Source organism: Alkalibacterium sp. 20 (assembly GCF_001885615.1).
In the GTDB taxonomy this organism is placed as follows: domain Bacteria; phylum Bacillota; class Bacilli; order Lactobacillales; family Carnobacteriaceae_A; genus Alkalibacterium.
Map to the genome: position 1 here is coordinate 59,524 of NZ_LSRN01000067.1, position 15,548 is coordinate 75,071.

The 15,548-nt window shown below is 40.2% G+C and carries 14 protein-coding genes; 11 read left to right on the plus strand and 3 right to left on the minus strand.

The genetic code is table 11. The annotated features are described in order from the left end of the window. Positions 1-16: 16 nt before the first annotated feature. Entirely contained in the window at positions 17-1,528 is a 1,512-nt protein-coding gene (locus AX762_RS10615; RefSeq protein ID WP_071849106.1) for a phosphomannomutase/phosphoglucomutase, read from the plus strand. Positions 1,529-1,705: 177 nt separating this feature from the next. Here the strand turns inward: AX762_RS10615 and zwf are convergent, their stop codons facing one another. Then, a complete protein-coding gene (gene zwf / locus AX762_RS10620; RefSeq protein ID WP_071849107.1) occupies positions 1,706-3,154 on the minus strand; it encodes a glucose-6-phosphate dehydrogenase in 1,449 nt (482 codons plus the stop codon). 187 nt (positions 3,155-3,341) lie between these two features. Here zwf and AX762_RS10625 point away from each other — a divergent pair, with 187 nt between their 5' ends. Next, positions 3,342-4,799: an aldehyde dehydrogenase family protein gene (locus tag AX762_RS10625; protein WP_071849108.1), complete on the plus strand. Its 1,458-nt coding sequence runs from the start codon at positions 3,342-3,344 to the stop codon at positions 4,797-4,799. Between the two features lie 128 nt (positions 4,800-4,927). Further along, positions 4,928-6,247, plus strand: coding sequence for a DEAD/DEAH box helicase (locus AX762_RS10630; protein WP_071849109.1), 1,320 nt, complete (start codon positions 4,928-4,930; stop codon positions 6,245-6,247). A gap of 56 nt (positions 6,248-6,303) precedes the next feature. Here AX762_RS10630 and AX762_RS10635 read toward each other — a convergent pair whose 3' ends face one another. After that, positions 6,304-7,086 carry a DUF1189 family protein gene (locus AX762_RS10635; protein WP_071849110.1) on the minus strand — a complete coding sequence of 261 codons (783 nt, stop codon included), beginning with the start codon at positions 7,084-7,086 and terminating at the stop codon, positions 6,304-6,306. Positions 7,087-7,292: 206 nt separating this feature from the next. On the opposite strand from AX762_RS10635, the gene AX762_RS10640 reads away from it, so the two are divergent. Continuing rightward, positions 7,293-7,901, plus strand: a complete 609-nt coding sequence (locus AX762_RS10640; RefSeq protein ID WP_071849111.1) for a superoxide dismutase — start codon at positions 7,293-7,295, stop codon at positions 7,899-7,901. Positions 7,902-8,416: 515 nt separating this feature from the next. Beyond that, positions 8,417-10,594: a penicillin-binding protein 2 gene (locus AX762_RS10645; protein ID WP_083432936.1), complete on the plus strand. Its 2,178-nt coding sequence runs from the start codon at positions 8,417-8,419 to the stop codon at positions 10,592-10,594. A 125-nt stretch (positions 10,595-10,719) separates the two neighbouring features. Here the strand turns inward: AX762_RS10645 and rpmG are convergent, their stop codons facing one another. Then, positions 10,720-10,869, minus strand: coding sequence for a 50S ribosomal protein L33 (gene rpmG / locus AX762_RS10650; RefSeq protein ID WP_071849113.1), 150 nt, complete (start codon positions 10,867-10,869; stop codon positions 10,720-10,722). A gap of 247 nt (positions 10,870-11,116) precedes the next feature. On the opposite strand from rpmG, the gene AX762_RS10655 reads away from it, so the two are divergent. The 6 genes from AX762_RS10655 (at position 11,117) to AX762_RS10680 (ending at position 15,503) form a co-directional block, all read left to right on the plus strand. Beyond that, a complete protein-coding gene (locus tag AX762_RS10655; protein WP_071849114.1) occupies positions 11,117-11,476 on the plus strand; it encodes a hypothetical protein in 360 nt (119 codons plus the stop codon). A gap of 27 nt (positions 11,477-11,503) precedes the next feature. Then, the gene (locus tag AX762_RS10660) at positions 11,504-11,986 is read left to right on the plus strand and encodes a hypothetical protein (RefSeq protein WP_071849115.1); all 483 of its coding nucleotides are present in this window, start codon (positions 11,504-11,506) and stop codon (positions 11,984-11,986) included. A 127-nt stretch (positions 11,987-12,113) separates the two neighbouring features. Continuing rightward, entirely contained in the window at positions 12,114-12,437 is a 324-nt protein-coding gene (locus AX762_RS10665) for a hypothetical protein (protein ID WP_071849116.1), read from the plus strand. A gap of 162 nt (positions 12,438-12,599) precedes the next feature. Next, a complete protein-coding gene (locus AX762_RS10670) occupies positions 12,600-13,310 on the plus strand; it encodes a rhomboid family intramembrane serine protease (protein WP_071849117.1) in 711 nt (236 codons plus the stop codon). Positions 13,311-13,337: 27 nt separating this feature from the next. After that, positions 13,338-14,321, plus strand: a complete 984-nt coding sequence (locus tag AX762_RS10675; protein WP_071849118.1) for an ROK family glucokinase — start codon at positions 13,338-13,340, stop codon at positions 14,319-14,321. Positions 14,322-14,384: 63 nt separating this feature from the next. Further along, the gene (locus tag AX762_RS10680) at positions 14,385-15,503 is read left to right on the plus strand and encodes a hypothetical protein (protein ID WP_071849119.1); all 1,119 of its coding nucleotides are present in this window, start codon (positions 14,385-14,387) and stop codon (positions 15,501-15,503) included. Positions 15,504-15,548 lie beyond the last annotated feature (45 nt).

Here is a 15,548-nt window from a genome sequence, read left to right on the forward strand (position 1 = left end):
ATGAGGAGAGCATGTAATGACGCAGACAGACTTGAAGCACTTACAAAACGGTTCAGACATTCGAGGGTTTGCTTTGGATACTGAAAACAAGAATAAAACGCTGACGGAAATAAGCGTGAAAAAAATAGCGAATGGCCTGATGGGATGGTGGACTGAAAAAACAGACAAACCATTAACGCAAACGACGATCACGATCGGACACGACAGTCGCCTTACAGGTCCTGCAATCAAAAACTGGCTGATCGATGTTTTCACAGAATCAGGCGTAATAGTCATTGACGCTAACATGGCAACGACGCCAGCCTTATTTATGTCCACACAATACGACGCATTCAAATCAGACATCGGTATCATGATCACCGCGAGCCATTTGCCAATGGAATATAATGGCCTGAAATTCTTCACCGATGAGGGCGGTCTCGAACACGAAGATATTGAAACGATTTTGTCATTAGCTGAAAAGGAAAATGATCATTCCGTTGCAGTACCTACACAAAAAAGTGAAAAAGACCTGCTCTCCGTCTATGCAGCCGATTTGGTCATGAAGATCAGAGCAGCGTTGAACGTGAACGAAGATGCGAAACCCTTAAGCAATCGTAAAATTATTGTGGATGCAGGGAACGGCGCCGGTGGCTTTTTTGCCGAGCAGGTATTAAAAGTCCTGGGAGCCGACATAAGCGGTAGTCAGTTCTTGGATCCCGACGGCACATTTCCCAATCATGTACCTAACCCCGACAATAAAGAAGCCATGCAGAGTATTTCGGAAGCCGTCTTGGCAAACAAGGCTGATCTGGGTATTATTTTCGATACGGACGTCGACCGTTCGGCTATTGTCGACAGTAAAGGGAACGGCATCAACCGCAATAACTTGATCGGTCTGATCGGTGCGATAGTGCTGGAAGAAAATCCGAAATCCACCATCGTGACCAATTCGCCCGTATCCGACCATCTTATTCGCTTTGTGGAAGAAATGGGTGGAACAGTTGACCGCTATATCTCAGGGTACAGAAATGTGATCAACCGTGGGATCTCTTTAAACAAAGAAGGCGTGGATTGTGCCTTGGCGATCGAAACGAGTGGTCATGCTGCACTGAGAGAAAATTTCTTCCTGGACGACGGTGCCTATCTGGCAGCTAAAATCGTCGCTAAAGAAGCTGAATTGATTAAAGATAATAAAAGTGTCACCGATTTGATCAAACACTTGAAGCAACCGGCCGAAACTGAAGAGGTCCGGTTCGTCATCACAAATCCGGATTACAAAGAAATTGGTTTGAATACACTGGACCGCTTTGCAGACTGGGTGAACAACATTGACGGCTTTACTCTGTTACCGGACAATTTGGAAGGGGAGCGCGTGCAGCTGAGCGAACCCTACGGTCAGGGCTGGCTGCTCTTGCGCATGAGTCTGCATGAACCTAAACTGGTCCTGCAAATCGAAAACGATAAAGCAGGAAAGATCCCTGTCGTGAAAGAAAAATTGAAATCCTTTTTCCATTACGAGAAAGATCTAGACAGCAATAAATTGTAAGAAATATACGTCAGAAAAAGCGTTCAGATTTGCTGTTTTTAACGCATACCTTATCCGTTGATTTTTAAAGCAGCTACTACTTTGATAAATTGAACGTCAGATCTGCTCTTTTAGAGAGACACATAAAAAAATGCCTTACCTCGATGAAAGTCGGGGTAAGGCATTTTTTTATTTTCTTTAATCTTCTGGATTGTAGATCCATTTCTGATCGTCTTTTGCTAATAATTCTTCTGCTTCTTTTGGCCCCATCGTATGGGCAGGGTAGAAGGGAATACTTTCTTCATTTTTATTCCATGCCTGTCTGATATGATCGACATACTTCCAGGAAGCGGCAACTTCGCCCCAATGAGCAAAGTGCGTTTCGTCACCATTCAAGACATCCAGGATCAATTTTTCATAAGCTTCGGGACTTTCTTTGATCGTTTTTTCAGAACGCATGGAGCTTATTTTGACCGGTCTGAGCTGCATGCCCGGTCCGATTTCTTTATCATTCAGCTGGATTTCAAAGCCTTCTTTAGGACTGATATGGATGGTTAAGAGCGAATCATGTTCTTCAAACAATTGCTGCTCCGTTTTATTCCATAAGACATCGATTCGGGATGTTTTTTCTTTCATACGTTTACCTGTTCGAATGTATATAGGGACATTACGCCATTTATCTGTATCAATGATTACTTTTCCGGCCACGAATGTTTCAGACATGGAGTCAGGATCTACTTTATCTTCATCACGATAGCCCTTTGCTTCGCCATCTCTTGAAGTTTGATACTGACCCCTTACGAATTCCTGATCCACAACCGGGTTTTTGAGTGATTCAAGTATCGCCAGTTTTTCTTTGCGGATATTATCTGTTGAGAAGGATTCGGGTTCGTCCATCGTGAGTAAACTGACCACTTGTAAGACGTGATTTTGAACCATGTCTCTTAATGCGCCACTTTTATCGTAATATTCCCCGCGTTCTTCAACACCTAAGTCTTCTGCTAAAGTGATCTGAATAGAAGCGACCGTCTCATTGTTCCAGCTGTCCTGGATGATACGGTTGGAGAAACGCAAGGCAAGAATCGTCTGCACCATTTCTTTACCCAAATAGTGATCGATACGATAGAGCTGATCCTCGTCAAAGGAGGCATTGATTTCATCGTTGAGTTGTTTGGATGACTCTAAATCTGTACCAAAAGGTTTTTCGATAATGACACGGTTGAACCCATTTTCTGTCACTAAATGCTGATCTTTCAAATGGGTGGTGATAGTACCGAAAAACATGGGAGACATTGAAAGAAAGTATATACGGTTGCCTCCAATTTCATATTTTTCATCTAGTGAATCAGCCAACTCTTTTAGCGTGTGATAATGTTCGGCATCTTTTACATTATGAGACTGGTATCTGAAGTGACTTGAAAAGTCTTCGGCATCCTCGTCTGATTCCGCAATGGACTTGATTGATTCTTTAACGACGTTTTGATAATACTCATCCGACCATTCTCTTCGTGCTGTTCCGATAACAGCAAAGTGGTCACGCAAGTATCCCTTCTTAAATAACCGGTATAATGCCGGGTATAATTTCCGAGAAGCTAAATCCCCTGTAGCGCCAAATATTATATATAGAGCTTTTATTTCTTTGGACATTATTTCCCTCTTTTCTAAATGACACGCATGTTCATACAGTCTGATACTATTCTACTTTTAATTGACTCAGCAATCAACTTATTTGGCACACTATTTCCAATAATAACTGCTTAAGCGTCATTTTTGCAATGAAGGGAGCAAATGAATTAAGGTAATAACAGATGAAAAAAATGAAAGGACGGATTTAATGAATCAATATGAACAATTAGACTTGAACTACATTGATGGTCAATGGAGGAAAGGGCGAAGTACAGAAGTCGTTGAATCGTTCAACCCTTATACAGAAGAATCATATGTGAAAATGCAGGCCGCTTCCTTAGAAGACTTGGATGAAGCCTATGAGAGTGCAAAAAGACATCAAAAGGAATGGGAGAAAACAAATCCCTTTGAAAGAGCAGGCATCATCAGAAAAGCCATTCAAATCATGGAAAATCGAAAAGAAGAACTTGTGGCTGTTCTCATAGAAGAATCTGGATCAACGATTGCAAAAGTTGAACTGGAACTCAATATAACGATGTCGATCATGCAACTGGCAGCAGAATTTCCGAATAGAATGGAAACGATCGTGAATGAGTCGATGATCCCCGGAAAGAAAAATCATATGATACGTAAACCGGTAGGCGTCGTCGGTGTCATTGGACCCTTCAACTTTCCAATGTATCTATCCATGCGTTCGGTTGCACCGGCGCTTGCTACGGGTAATGCGGTTGTATTGAAACCGGGCCATCAGACGCCAGTAAGTGGCGGAAATATCATTGCCAAAATCTTTGAAGAAGCTGGTCTTCCAAAAGGCGTATTGCAAGTCGTTCACCCTAAAACTTCGGAAATAGGGGATGCTTTCTACGAGCATCCGGTACCGGATCTGATCTCATTTACCGGTTCAACGGGCGTTGGCAAAAAAATCGGAGCAGTCTGCGGAAGAGAAGTCAAGAAAACGATCCTGGAACTTGGTGGAAATAACGCCATGGTCATCTTAGATGATGCTGACATCGAAACAGCCGCAAAAGGAGCCATTTATGGACGTTTCATGCATAGCGGTCAGATTTGTATGGCGATCAATCGTATCATCATAGATGAATCTGTTTTTGATGAATTTGCAGAAAAATTTGTTGAAATAGCGAAATCACTCAAACACGGTGATCCGAATCAGGAAGGCACTCTGATTGGCCCACTAATTGATGGCAATCAGGTGGAGAGATTGCTGGAAGAAGTGAAGAAAGCGAAGTCTGAAGGCGCTGAAATCTTGCTTGAAGGTAAACGTGAAGGCAACGTTCTAACGCCTACTATTTTAAAAGGAACCAATGATATGACTACTGCTCAAAATGAAATGTTTGGTCCTGTAGTCACATTGATACCCGCAAAAAATGAGGACCATGCTTTGGAACTGGCAAATGATACAGATGCCGGGCTAAGCGGAGCTGTTTCGTCACGTAATGAGAAACGGGCCTTTGCTTTTGCAGAGAAAATGGAAACAGGGATGGTTCACATCAACGACCAGAGCGTCAATGACGAACCTTATGTTGCTTTTGGTGGAGAAAAAGCATCAGGTATCGGACGTTTCGGACGTGAACATTCACTAGATGAATTCACAACTTGGCAGTGGATTTCTGTTCAGGAAGAACCAAGAAAATATCCATTTGATTAAAAACCAATGATAAACGAACGACATCTTCTATCAGGAAGGTGTCGTTTTTGCGTCATTCCGTATTTACTATAGCGAGATTGGCTTAGCTTTGGTACAATACGTAGTAGGAAAGAAATGAGGAATGAAAAATGACACACCCATTCGATAAATTTAATCTATCTGATTATTTAATTGAAGCAATAAAAGAAATAGGTTTTGATAAACCGACTGAGATTCAGGAGAAAGTTATTCCTGAAGTGAAAAAACGACGAGACATTATTGGCCAATCCCAAACGGGTTCCGGTAAAACACATGCGTTCTTACTCCCGTTGTTTAACAAAATCGATCCAAAAAAAGCAGAAGTACAATTGGTTATCACTGCTCCCAGTCGAGAACTGGCTGAACAATTAGCCAACGCTGCGACTCAATTAGCAAGCCACTCTCCAGAAGAAATCAACGTTCAAACAATTATTGGTGGAACGGATAAGAACAGACTGATTCAGAAACTTCAACACTCTCAACCGCAAGTTGTGATCGGAACACCGGGTCGTTTACTTGATGTTATTGAAAGTAATGACTTACGTATCAATACGTCTCAGTATATGGTCGTGGACGAAGCCGATATGACGCTGGACATGGGATTCCTGGAAGATGTCGACAAGATTGCGACACGTCTACCTGAAAAAGGACAGATGCTTGTCTTTTCAGCGACTGTTCCGCAAAAATTGCAGCCTTTCTTGAAGAAGTACATGAACAATCCGATCGTCATTGAAGTGGAAAACAAGCAGATCATTGCGGATACAGTTGAGAACTGGTTGATATCTACAAAAGGTAAAAACAAAATCGACATGATTCATCAGTTACTCACTATCGGACAACCATATATCGCTTTAGTGTTTGCCAATACTAAAGAATATGTCGACGATATTGCCTACCAGTTGAAGAAAAAAGGATTGAAAGTCGCAGTCATTCACGGTGGTATCACTTCGCGTGAACGCCGAAGAGTGATGAGACAGATCCAAAATCTGGAATTTCAATTTATCGTGGCAACTGATTTAGCCGCTCGTGGTATTGATATCGAGGGGATCTCACATGTTATCAATGCTGAAGTTCCTCAAGATTTAGACTATTTCGTCCACCGTGTCGGCCGTACCGGTCGTAACCAGCTCAGCGGTATTGCGATCACTCTTTTTGGTCCAGATGATGAAGAAGATATTGCATTGATTGAAAAACGAGGCATTGCCTTCCAGCCTAAAGAAATCAAAAATGGGGAAGTCGTTGATTCTTATGACCGTAACCGCAGAGATCACCGTAAAGGCAAGAACACGCATCCAACTGATTTCGATCCTGAAATTCACGGATTAAGAAAGAAATTGAAAAAGAACGTCAAACCCGGATATAAACGAAAAATCGAACGTAAAAAAGAAGAAAAAAGAAAACGAGCCTTCCGTCTTAGATCAAAAGATTAAAGAATAGACAAAAGACCTTCACAGCTGAATAATTCAGCTGATGAAGGTCTTTTTTTTTACGTCTTTTGATTTTGATTTTTTTTGTAGTTTATCAAGGATGAATACAAGAAATATAGAGCGAAACCTAATTTTATTTCGAAAACAAAGGGTAAAAAGAAGCCGAATCCTTCAAATACCGCAATGACTATTGTCGGAACACTGAGTGCTACCAGCGCCATTCGTGCTACTTTTTTGAATGGAAGAGTAACTCTGGAAATCGTCTTCAATATATTTGCAAACAAGGAAACAATCAACCATTCATATAATAAACTGAAGCTGCTTGCCAAATAGGTGACTAGAAAGATAGAGAATAATACGACGGGAGAAAAACGGCCCATTCCAGAGAAGATTTCTTTGAACTGAGTATCATTAAACCCGCTTAATTGTTCATAAGAAACAGGTAAGCCCCGACCGAGGATATTCAGGTAAAACTGATCATTCATTAATCCTACACCGATCGGCACATTCAAACGTTCAATGTTAGTGTCGATTTCTTCAACTTTGATCGAATCGTTCGGATCAAAGAAAAATAAAAATGAATCCGTTTGATGAATGTAAGAGTCTACATCATTTTCAACCACTAATTCACTGTCTCTGATTTCAAAAACAGGGAGCATTTCAGTGATTTCCTGACCATCTTCTCTCAAACTTCCCATTACAGACAACAAAACAGAGGTCAAAGACAATGTGATGATCAGTGCGAGTAATGCAAAATAATAAAAAAGGTGTTTCCGTGACATTTTAAGTGCGTGGTAAAGATGTTGGGGATTTGTAAATCCTAACTTTACATATTCTTTCATTATTTAGCGCCTTTCTAAAGTAAGTAATAAAGTAAGTTTACTTGTTAAATAAGAAAAAAGCAATCATCTTTAGATGTATAAGGCAAAGGATGATCGGGAACTATTTAAATAAGCTCTTACTTTCTATAAGTGTTTTTATTTGAAAATTATGTCTGAAATGTTACAATGGAAATGTACGATAAAAAGCAGTAGGAGGAATGTTCACTATGACATACACTTTACCAGATTTACCATACGCATATGATGCATTAGCACCAACGATCGATGAGGAAACGATGCATTTACATCATGACAAACATCACTCAGGTTATGTAACTAAAACAAACAAAGCTCTGGAAAACAATCCGGAATTAGCTGAATTAAGTATTGAAGACTTAATGGAAAAATTAGACTCAGTACCTGAAGATATCAAAACAGCTGTTAGAAATAACGGTGGCGGACATGCTAACCACTCACTTTTCTGGAAAATCCTTTCACCAACAGGTGGCGGAGAACCAACTGGTGAATTAGCAAACGCAATTAAAGAAACCTTTGGAGACTTTGAGTCATTCAAAGAAAAATTTAGTGCTGCAGCAACGGGCCGTTTCGGTTCAGGTTGGGCTTGGTTAGTACTTTCTGATGGGAAACTGGAAGTAATGGATACATTAAACCAAGACTCTCCTTACTCTGTAGGTAAAACACCTATCTTAGGGCTCGATGTTTGGGAACATGCTTACTATCTAAACTATCAGAACCAGCGTCCTGAATATGTTAAAGCTTTCTGGAATGTTGTTAACTGGGAAGAAGTAGCTAAACGCTATAACGACGCAAAATAATTGCTTTAATATGAAAGGCTGGGACAACTGTCCCAGCCTTTTTCCTTATATAAATCTTTTATTAAAGTGAAAAGGACAGTTCCAATGTGAATTCTGAGAGTTTTACTCGGAAATTTAACGGAAAGGTTTTGAAATAGCCGATTGCCTGTCCTTCGTGACGGGAAGTGAGAGCTGAAAATGGTAGCTAAAGGTCACGCAATGCCCTAGCAGTATTCTTTATGCGTTCCTCAAAGAGAAAGCCAGCTATCGGCTGGCTCGTAGGCAGACCAGTTGCCGCACTTTTTACATATACCTAATCAATAATGAGTTGGCCGCCACCGTTCTGTTTAATGAAATGAAATTCCTCAGCAAAATAAAAAACATAAAAAAGTCACAGTATTATCAGTTTAATCATTGAGAGGCTGTGGCATTTTAATTAACGTTTTGGTACACTAGTACGAGTATGAAAATGTAAAATAACACCCAAATGAAAATAATTCAGGTGAGCCGCTTACATAGCAATAGGAGGAAACAGATTGAAAGCACCCAAGCAAAAAAGAGCCGATAAAAAGAAATCACATATTCCTTTTCGTTTAAATTTATTATTTTTTATTGTTTTTCTACTTTTTTCAAGTCTGATTTTACGGTTAGCCTATTTACAAATTGTGCTCGTCGATGATTACCAAGCAGAAGTGGAACGGACAGAACGGACAACGATCACGGGCAGTGTACCCAGAGGTGAGATCTTTGACGCAAATTTAAATAAACTAGTCGGCAACGAAGCAAGACATTCCATCACCTATACACGTGGTAAAAACGTACCTGCCAGGCAGATGGCGAAAGTGGCGTATGACTTAGGTGATTATATTTCGATGCCTCACACAACAGCCTTTGATGTTGAAAGAAGTTTTGACCTGAGTGAACGTGATCTGAAAGACTATTTTATAGCGATCAACCAGGAAGAAGTCCGCGAACGTTTGTCTGATGAAGAAATGCGTTTGGCTGGACCGGAATCTTATCAAGTAATGCTTGATAAGATTTCAACAGATGAAGTTCGTTCTTTTGAAGAAAGAGACTTAGTGTCCGCAGCCGTATTCAAAAAAATGAATGCCGCTTATTCATTAAGTACAGTTAATGTGAAAAACGCAGATGTCACTCAGGAAGAAATTGCCCGTGTCAGTGAAAATCTGGATAAATTTCCGGGGATCGATACTGGTACGGATTGGGTCAGACATTATCCGGAAGGTGACATGCTTAGTTCGATCATAGGCAGTGTATCCACTGAAGAAAGAGGCGTACCTGAAGATTCATTAAAAACGTATCTTGCGAAAGGCTATTCAAGAAACGACCGAGTGGGAACCAGTTATTTAGAATCTCAATATGAAACGGTCTTAAATGGGACCAAATCAAAAATCGAAACGGAAACAAATACCAGTGGGGATATTATCAATCAGATAGAGCAATATTCCGGACATAAAGGCGATAATTTAGTTCTCACAATGGACATTGATTTTCAGAAAACAGTGGAACAAATTGCCTTGGATTCTTTAGGCGAACGTGAAGGATTAAGTAATAGTATCTATATCGCAGCAATGGATCCACGTAATGGTGACATTTTAGCCATGACTGGTAAAGAAGTGGAAGATGGTGAAGTGAAAGATAGGACTTATGGTGTCTTCTTCGACAATTTCAACATGGGATCTTCTGTTAAAGGAGCTACCATTTTGTCGGCGTATATGGATGGTGTACTGGACAGCAGCAATAATGTTATTGTTGACCAACCGCTACAGTTGAAAGAGTCTAATTCTATCTCATCTGTATTCAACAGATCCGGAGCAGAGGCGGTAAATGACATCACAGCGCTGGAAGTGTCTTCAAACGTCTATATGTCAAGACTTGCCATGCGTATGGGTGGTGAATGGGACTACACGAGTAATATGACACTGAATATTGATGGACAGAAATTACTGGAAAAACAGCGTAAGTACTTTAATCAGTTTGGTTTAGGCGTTGCTACAGGTATAGATTTACCTTCAGAATCATCTGGATTCGCTGGGCCCGGAACGTCTCCTGCTGAAGGGTTATTCTACTCATTCGGTCAGTACGACACGTATACGCCGCTTCAACTGCTGCAATACACAGCTACAATTGCAAACGGAGGCACACGCATTGCGCCAAGACTGGTTTCTGAGATTCGTGATACAAATACCGAAACTGGTAGTATAGGTGCACTCAAAACAGAGATACAGCCTAGAATACTGAATACACTTGACGTGTCTGAGACAGCTATGGAACGTGTGCAACAAGGCTTTTATGAAGTCGTTAACGGAAATAGAGGGAGCGCAAGAAACTATTTTGGGGATACACCATATGTTTCTGCGGGGAAAACAGGTACAGCTCAAGCCTTTTACTGGGATGATGAGCTGAAAAAAATTACTGATGAAGTAACGAATTTAACTTATGTCGGGTATGCGCCTCATGATAATCCGGAAATAGCTATAGTGGTTGTCGTACCCAACTTACCGGTATCCAGTTCACAACGCTCGAATAGAGAAAATGTGAGAGCCTCTCGTCGCATTTTGGACGCTTACTTTAAAGTCGGGGAATTTAAAGAAGAGTCATCCGGGGAATCAATAGAAACGGTTGAGGACTTAGTTGATGGAGCGGAAGATTTGGCTGAAGAAGAAAATACAACAGAAGAAGATGAAGAATAATCTGGAAATTTAAAAAGGTAAGCTGCGAACGAATCGCAGCTTACCTTTTTTGCATATTTATTTTCAAATTAAAAGACGATAAAAGCCATAAGCTTTTATCGTCTTTTAATCATTTATTTTGAAACTTATTTTGTTTCGCGATGCAAAGTTAATTTGCGTTCACGTGGGCAATATTTTTTAATTTCTAAACGTTCAGTATTGTTACGTTTATTTTTAGATGTTAAGTAGTTGCGTTCTTTGCAATCTGTACATTCTAAGGTTACGTTTACTCGCATGATTGTCCCTCCCAATATTCCTGTTTTGAAGGCTATCAAACATGTTTGGTGTCTAGCCTTTCGCCTTGACTAGAATACCATGATTTTACTAAAAATGCCAATCTTTTTTAAAAATTTTTAATTTTTTTATAAAGAGGATCTGGTTCGCTGTAAGATATCAATCAGATTTTTAGTAAACCTTTTCGTTTCTAAAAAAATGTGATACTATTTTAGAGGCGCTTTATATTTAAAAGAGAGAAGGGTATGTATGGAATTATGGATAGTAGCTAGTGTGCTTTTCGTATCAGCAGTGCTTGTTTTTATTTATTCATTTACACAAAAACAGGAAAAAGAACAAGCTTATAAAGAACTCGAAGATTTTTCGCTGACAGTCACTAGAACGGTTTACGATTTAAGTGAACGGGTGAAGACCTTGGAAACTGAGTTGCAAGTAGATGATCAGGAAGATGACCTGCACAAACAAGTTACACAATTAAATAAAGACAACATCATTACGCTGTTCACGAAAGGTTTTTCAACAGAAACCATTTCCAAGCAGCTGAGAATTGCTTCCGCTTCAGTTCAGGAGATCATTGATTCATATATCGAAGAAGGCATTCGAGCATAAATTACATATAGAAGGTGGCGAAGCGTTATGTCAAGAAAAACAAGCCGGATAATGGCAATGGGATTGCTCACGGCTAGTATAGTGGTCATGGGAATGGATTTAGCGGCTCCGAGTCAAATTAACTCTACTCAAGCAGAGGCATCAGACTCTTTATTAGAAACTGTGTTGGAACTTGAGAACAAGATCGATGAACTAGAAGCAACTAATGTGCGGTTAACTGATGAAGTTGATCGTTTGTCTGAAGGATACTCCGAGACACTGGCTCTATCAGACTTAGAAGAAAACCCAGAAAGCGATAGCGACAACGGAGAAGATGATGAGGAAGATACTGAAAAAGCTGTGACAGAAGAAGCTGTCCGAGAATTCGCAATTACTGTGAGAGAAGACGAACCTAGTAGTGTCGTGGCCGAACAATTGGCGTATTTCGGTGTTATCGATGACCGTCATACTTTTAATGACTTTTTGAAAAAAATGGTTATGCCAAGAAAGTGCGTCCAGGTAATTATGTAGTGAATTCAGAAATGACTGATACCGAATTAGCTCAAGCCATTGTTAGATAATTCTAAGGGCTTATTTTTGTAAAACGATTTCTTTCCTTTAAAATAATAGTATACGATACTATAAGGAGAGAATACTGATGGAATTAACTAAAATCACATTGACCAGTGGGGCCACATATATGGTTAACCACTCTCCAAAAGAGGTTTATCAGCGCGTCGCTCATTCAGATGAAAAACCTGAGAATCATATTCATCTTTTCACTCTAGAAAGTGGTCAGGACATTTATATCAATACGACATATATCCTGTCGATCGAAACGGTCAGCTCGTATATGACTCACGACGATCATGAAAACCATAAGAAAAATACATCAGGCAAAGTAAAAGACAGCGAGAGGATCAAGGGTAACCTGGAAGCTGTAAAAGAATTTAAAGAAGACCTTGATGGAAACATGGAATAATATTTTCACCTATCTAAGTTTAATTGTATTAAATTGTTCAGCCGCATGGGTTGGCTTTTAGACGATGAACTTAGATATTTTTGTGGAAATTTAATTAGTGATTGGGTCGGTGTATAAGGATATGCTATACTGTTTAAAGAATGCAACAAGGGAGAGTAAAACATGAATTATAAAACAAAATTGAAACTTCAAAGATGGAAAAATGGACCATTTATCGCGTATTCCATTCTAACTGTAACCGGCATAATGTTTTTACTCCAGGAAATTTTAGGCGGAAGTACCAATACGGAAACACTAGTTTTTTTGGGTGCAAAAGTTAATTTTCTTATTGTCTCAGGTGACTGGTATCGATTGATCACGCCCATGTTTCTTCATATCGGCTTGATGCATTTAGTCTTCAATGCTTTGATCATTTATTTTTTAGGCATTCAATTGGAGACGATTTTTGGTCACTGGCGCTTTTTTGCCCTATATTTTTTGAGTGGACTCGCGGGCAATGCGACAAGTTTTGCTTTCAATTCGAGTATTTCAGCTGGAGCAAGTACGGCGATTTTTGGACTCTTTGGTTCAACGCTTGTGCTGGTCAAACTTTATCCTGGTCATCCTCAAATCAAAGCAATGGCTAAGAATTTTTCACTCTTGATTATTCTGAACCTCGTTTTCGGTATATTTAGCCCGAATATCGATATGGCCGGGCACGTTGGGGGATTAGTTGGGGGTTACATTGTGACCTTTGCCTTATCGACCCCGCGAGCATGGAAAACGAATAAAAAGCAGCAATTGAGTTATGCCTTACTGTTTGTCGGGATAATCATTCTGTTGATTGTCATTGGATTCAGTCGTTATAGCAGTATATTTAATTTATTTTCTTAAAAATCAACAGTTAATGGAGGAGAAAGTATGCAAAATAAGAATATAATTGGTGTGGACTTAGGTGGGACAACAATAAAATTTGCCATCGTGACACGTGAGGGTATCATTTTAGACAAATGGAGTATCGTTACGGATATTTCTGATGAAGGAAGCCATATCACCCCCTCGATCATTCAGTCCATTACAGAGCACATGAAAGAAAACAATCTGCAGGCAAGTGATTTCTTAGGTATCGGCATGGGTTCTCCGGGTACGGTCAATAAAAGCAAAGGAACCGTTATCGGCGCTTATAACTTGAACTGGAAAACAGAACAGCCCTTACAGGAAATGATAGAAGGCGCAACAAATATTCCATTATTTATCGACAACGATGCCAACGTGGCAGCACTCGGTGAAAAATGGATCGGTGCCGGTAATGACGAACCGAACGTAGTCTTTATCACCCTGGGTACAGGTGTTGGTGGAGGCGTGATTGCGAATGGTGACCTGATTCACGGCGCAATCGGCGCAGCCGGAGAAATTGGTCATATAACCATCGATCCTCACGGGTATAAATGTACCTGTGGTAAAAACGGCTGCCTAGAAACAGTCGCCAGTGCCACTGGGATCGTTCGTGTAGCTAAAGATAAGGCAGCTGCTTTTGAACAGGATACCCAGCTTAAACGAGCTATTTTAGCCGGTGAAGCTGTCGATGCCAAAGCTATTATGGATGCTGCTAAAGAAGGCGACGCATACGGTATCGCGATCACCGATGAAATCAGCGATTACTTAGGCCTGGCTTGTGGGAATATCGCCAACATACTTAATCCATCTACGATTGTAATTGGTGGTGGGGTTTCTAAAGCGGGAGAATTTTTAGCTGAACGTGTGCGAAAACAATTTTCCGTCTATGCTTTCCCCACCATCCGTGAAAGTACAAATATAAGAATTGCCGAATTAGGCAATGATGCGGGCGTCATCGGAGCAAGTTCTCTGGTTATAAATGAGTCCATCCATCAGTCGAATCACTAACAGCTTAATCCTTTTATATGTTAAAATAATGCCATAAACAATAACAATAAAGAGGTGATAACAATGTCTAAAAAGAAATCACAGAATAATTATGTGCCTTTTCTTTTACTTTGTTGTTGCCTTTTTTTGTTTGCTTGTCAGAGGGGCTCATATGCCGTCGATGAACGAACAATTTCCCCGGATCAAAGCGAGGACAGCACACTCACACCAATCGACATCCAATATGAGTCTTTTCAAAAGGTTATTGGCTGGTTGACTGAAGATGAAATTCTTATTCATATCGGCAACACGGAAGGTCATGAACTTCTTACATACAATATCTTTTCGGGCGAAAAGAATACAATTTACAATGAAAATTTAGCTATCCTCTCAGTTGAAATAAATCAGTCGAGAGACAAGATCTTACTTCAAGAAGTAAGTGAGACCCAATCGCGGCTGACAGTGATCACGACTGACGGCTTGACTGTTCAGTCTACCCCCTTCGATTACTCAAGTTATGTTACCCTCGATTGGAATCCTACCGACAACAACACTGTGTTTATCTCTCATTATAGTTTTGACCATGTCCAGGAATCAGAAATGATTCACGTTTACGTCTGGACGATCGATGAGAACACCCTTAACACAAGAGACATTCCGTCTTTATCTCCTAAATGGTACTCTGCTAATGTGTATTTATACATTGACGAACTTGAAACTAATGCTATGTATATCGGCGATATACGGGATGACCGAGAGGATATGCTGCTTAACATGGATATTTCCGACTTTTTCTTAAGCGAAGATACGTTTCTTGGCGTCGTTGAATCAGATATTCAGGATAACGTGGTCCATCTTTTTCATGAGTACCCTTTTTTAGTGGGGGACAAGGTATTAAGTATACCGAAAGTTACAATAAACGATTATCCAGTTAAACCGCATCTCACACAGGCCACGCGCAATGGCAAAATATACGGAGTCATTCCTGAGTATTCCTTTGCTCTGGAAGAAGATTTAGGCAACTTCAGTTTGTCATACTTGGATTTTGAAAATGAAGAAATTGAAGAAGTGATGGAACTATCCGAAGATGCCCCGATTGCACTGAGTCCCTCTGAAGAATATCTACTGTACGGCTGGCGTTTCGAATATATAATCGATCTCTCTGAACAACGAATGATCCCATTGTTGGAAGAGTTCAACTAAATTTAGACTAGAAAATTATCATAGAGTAATGTAAAATAGAGTATG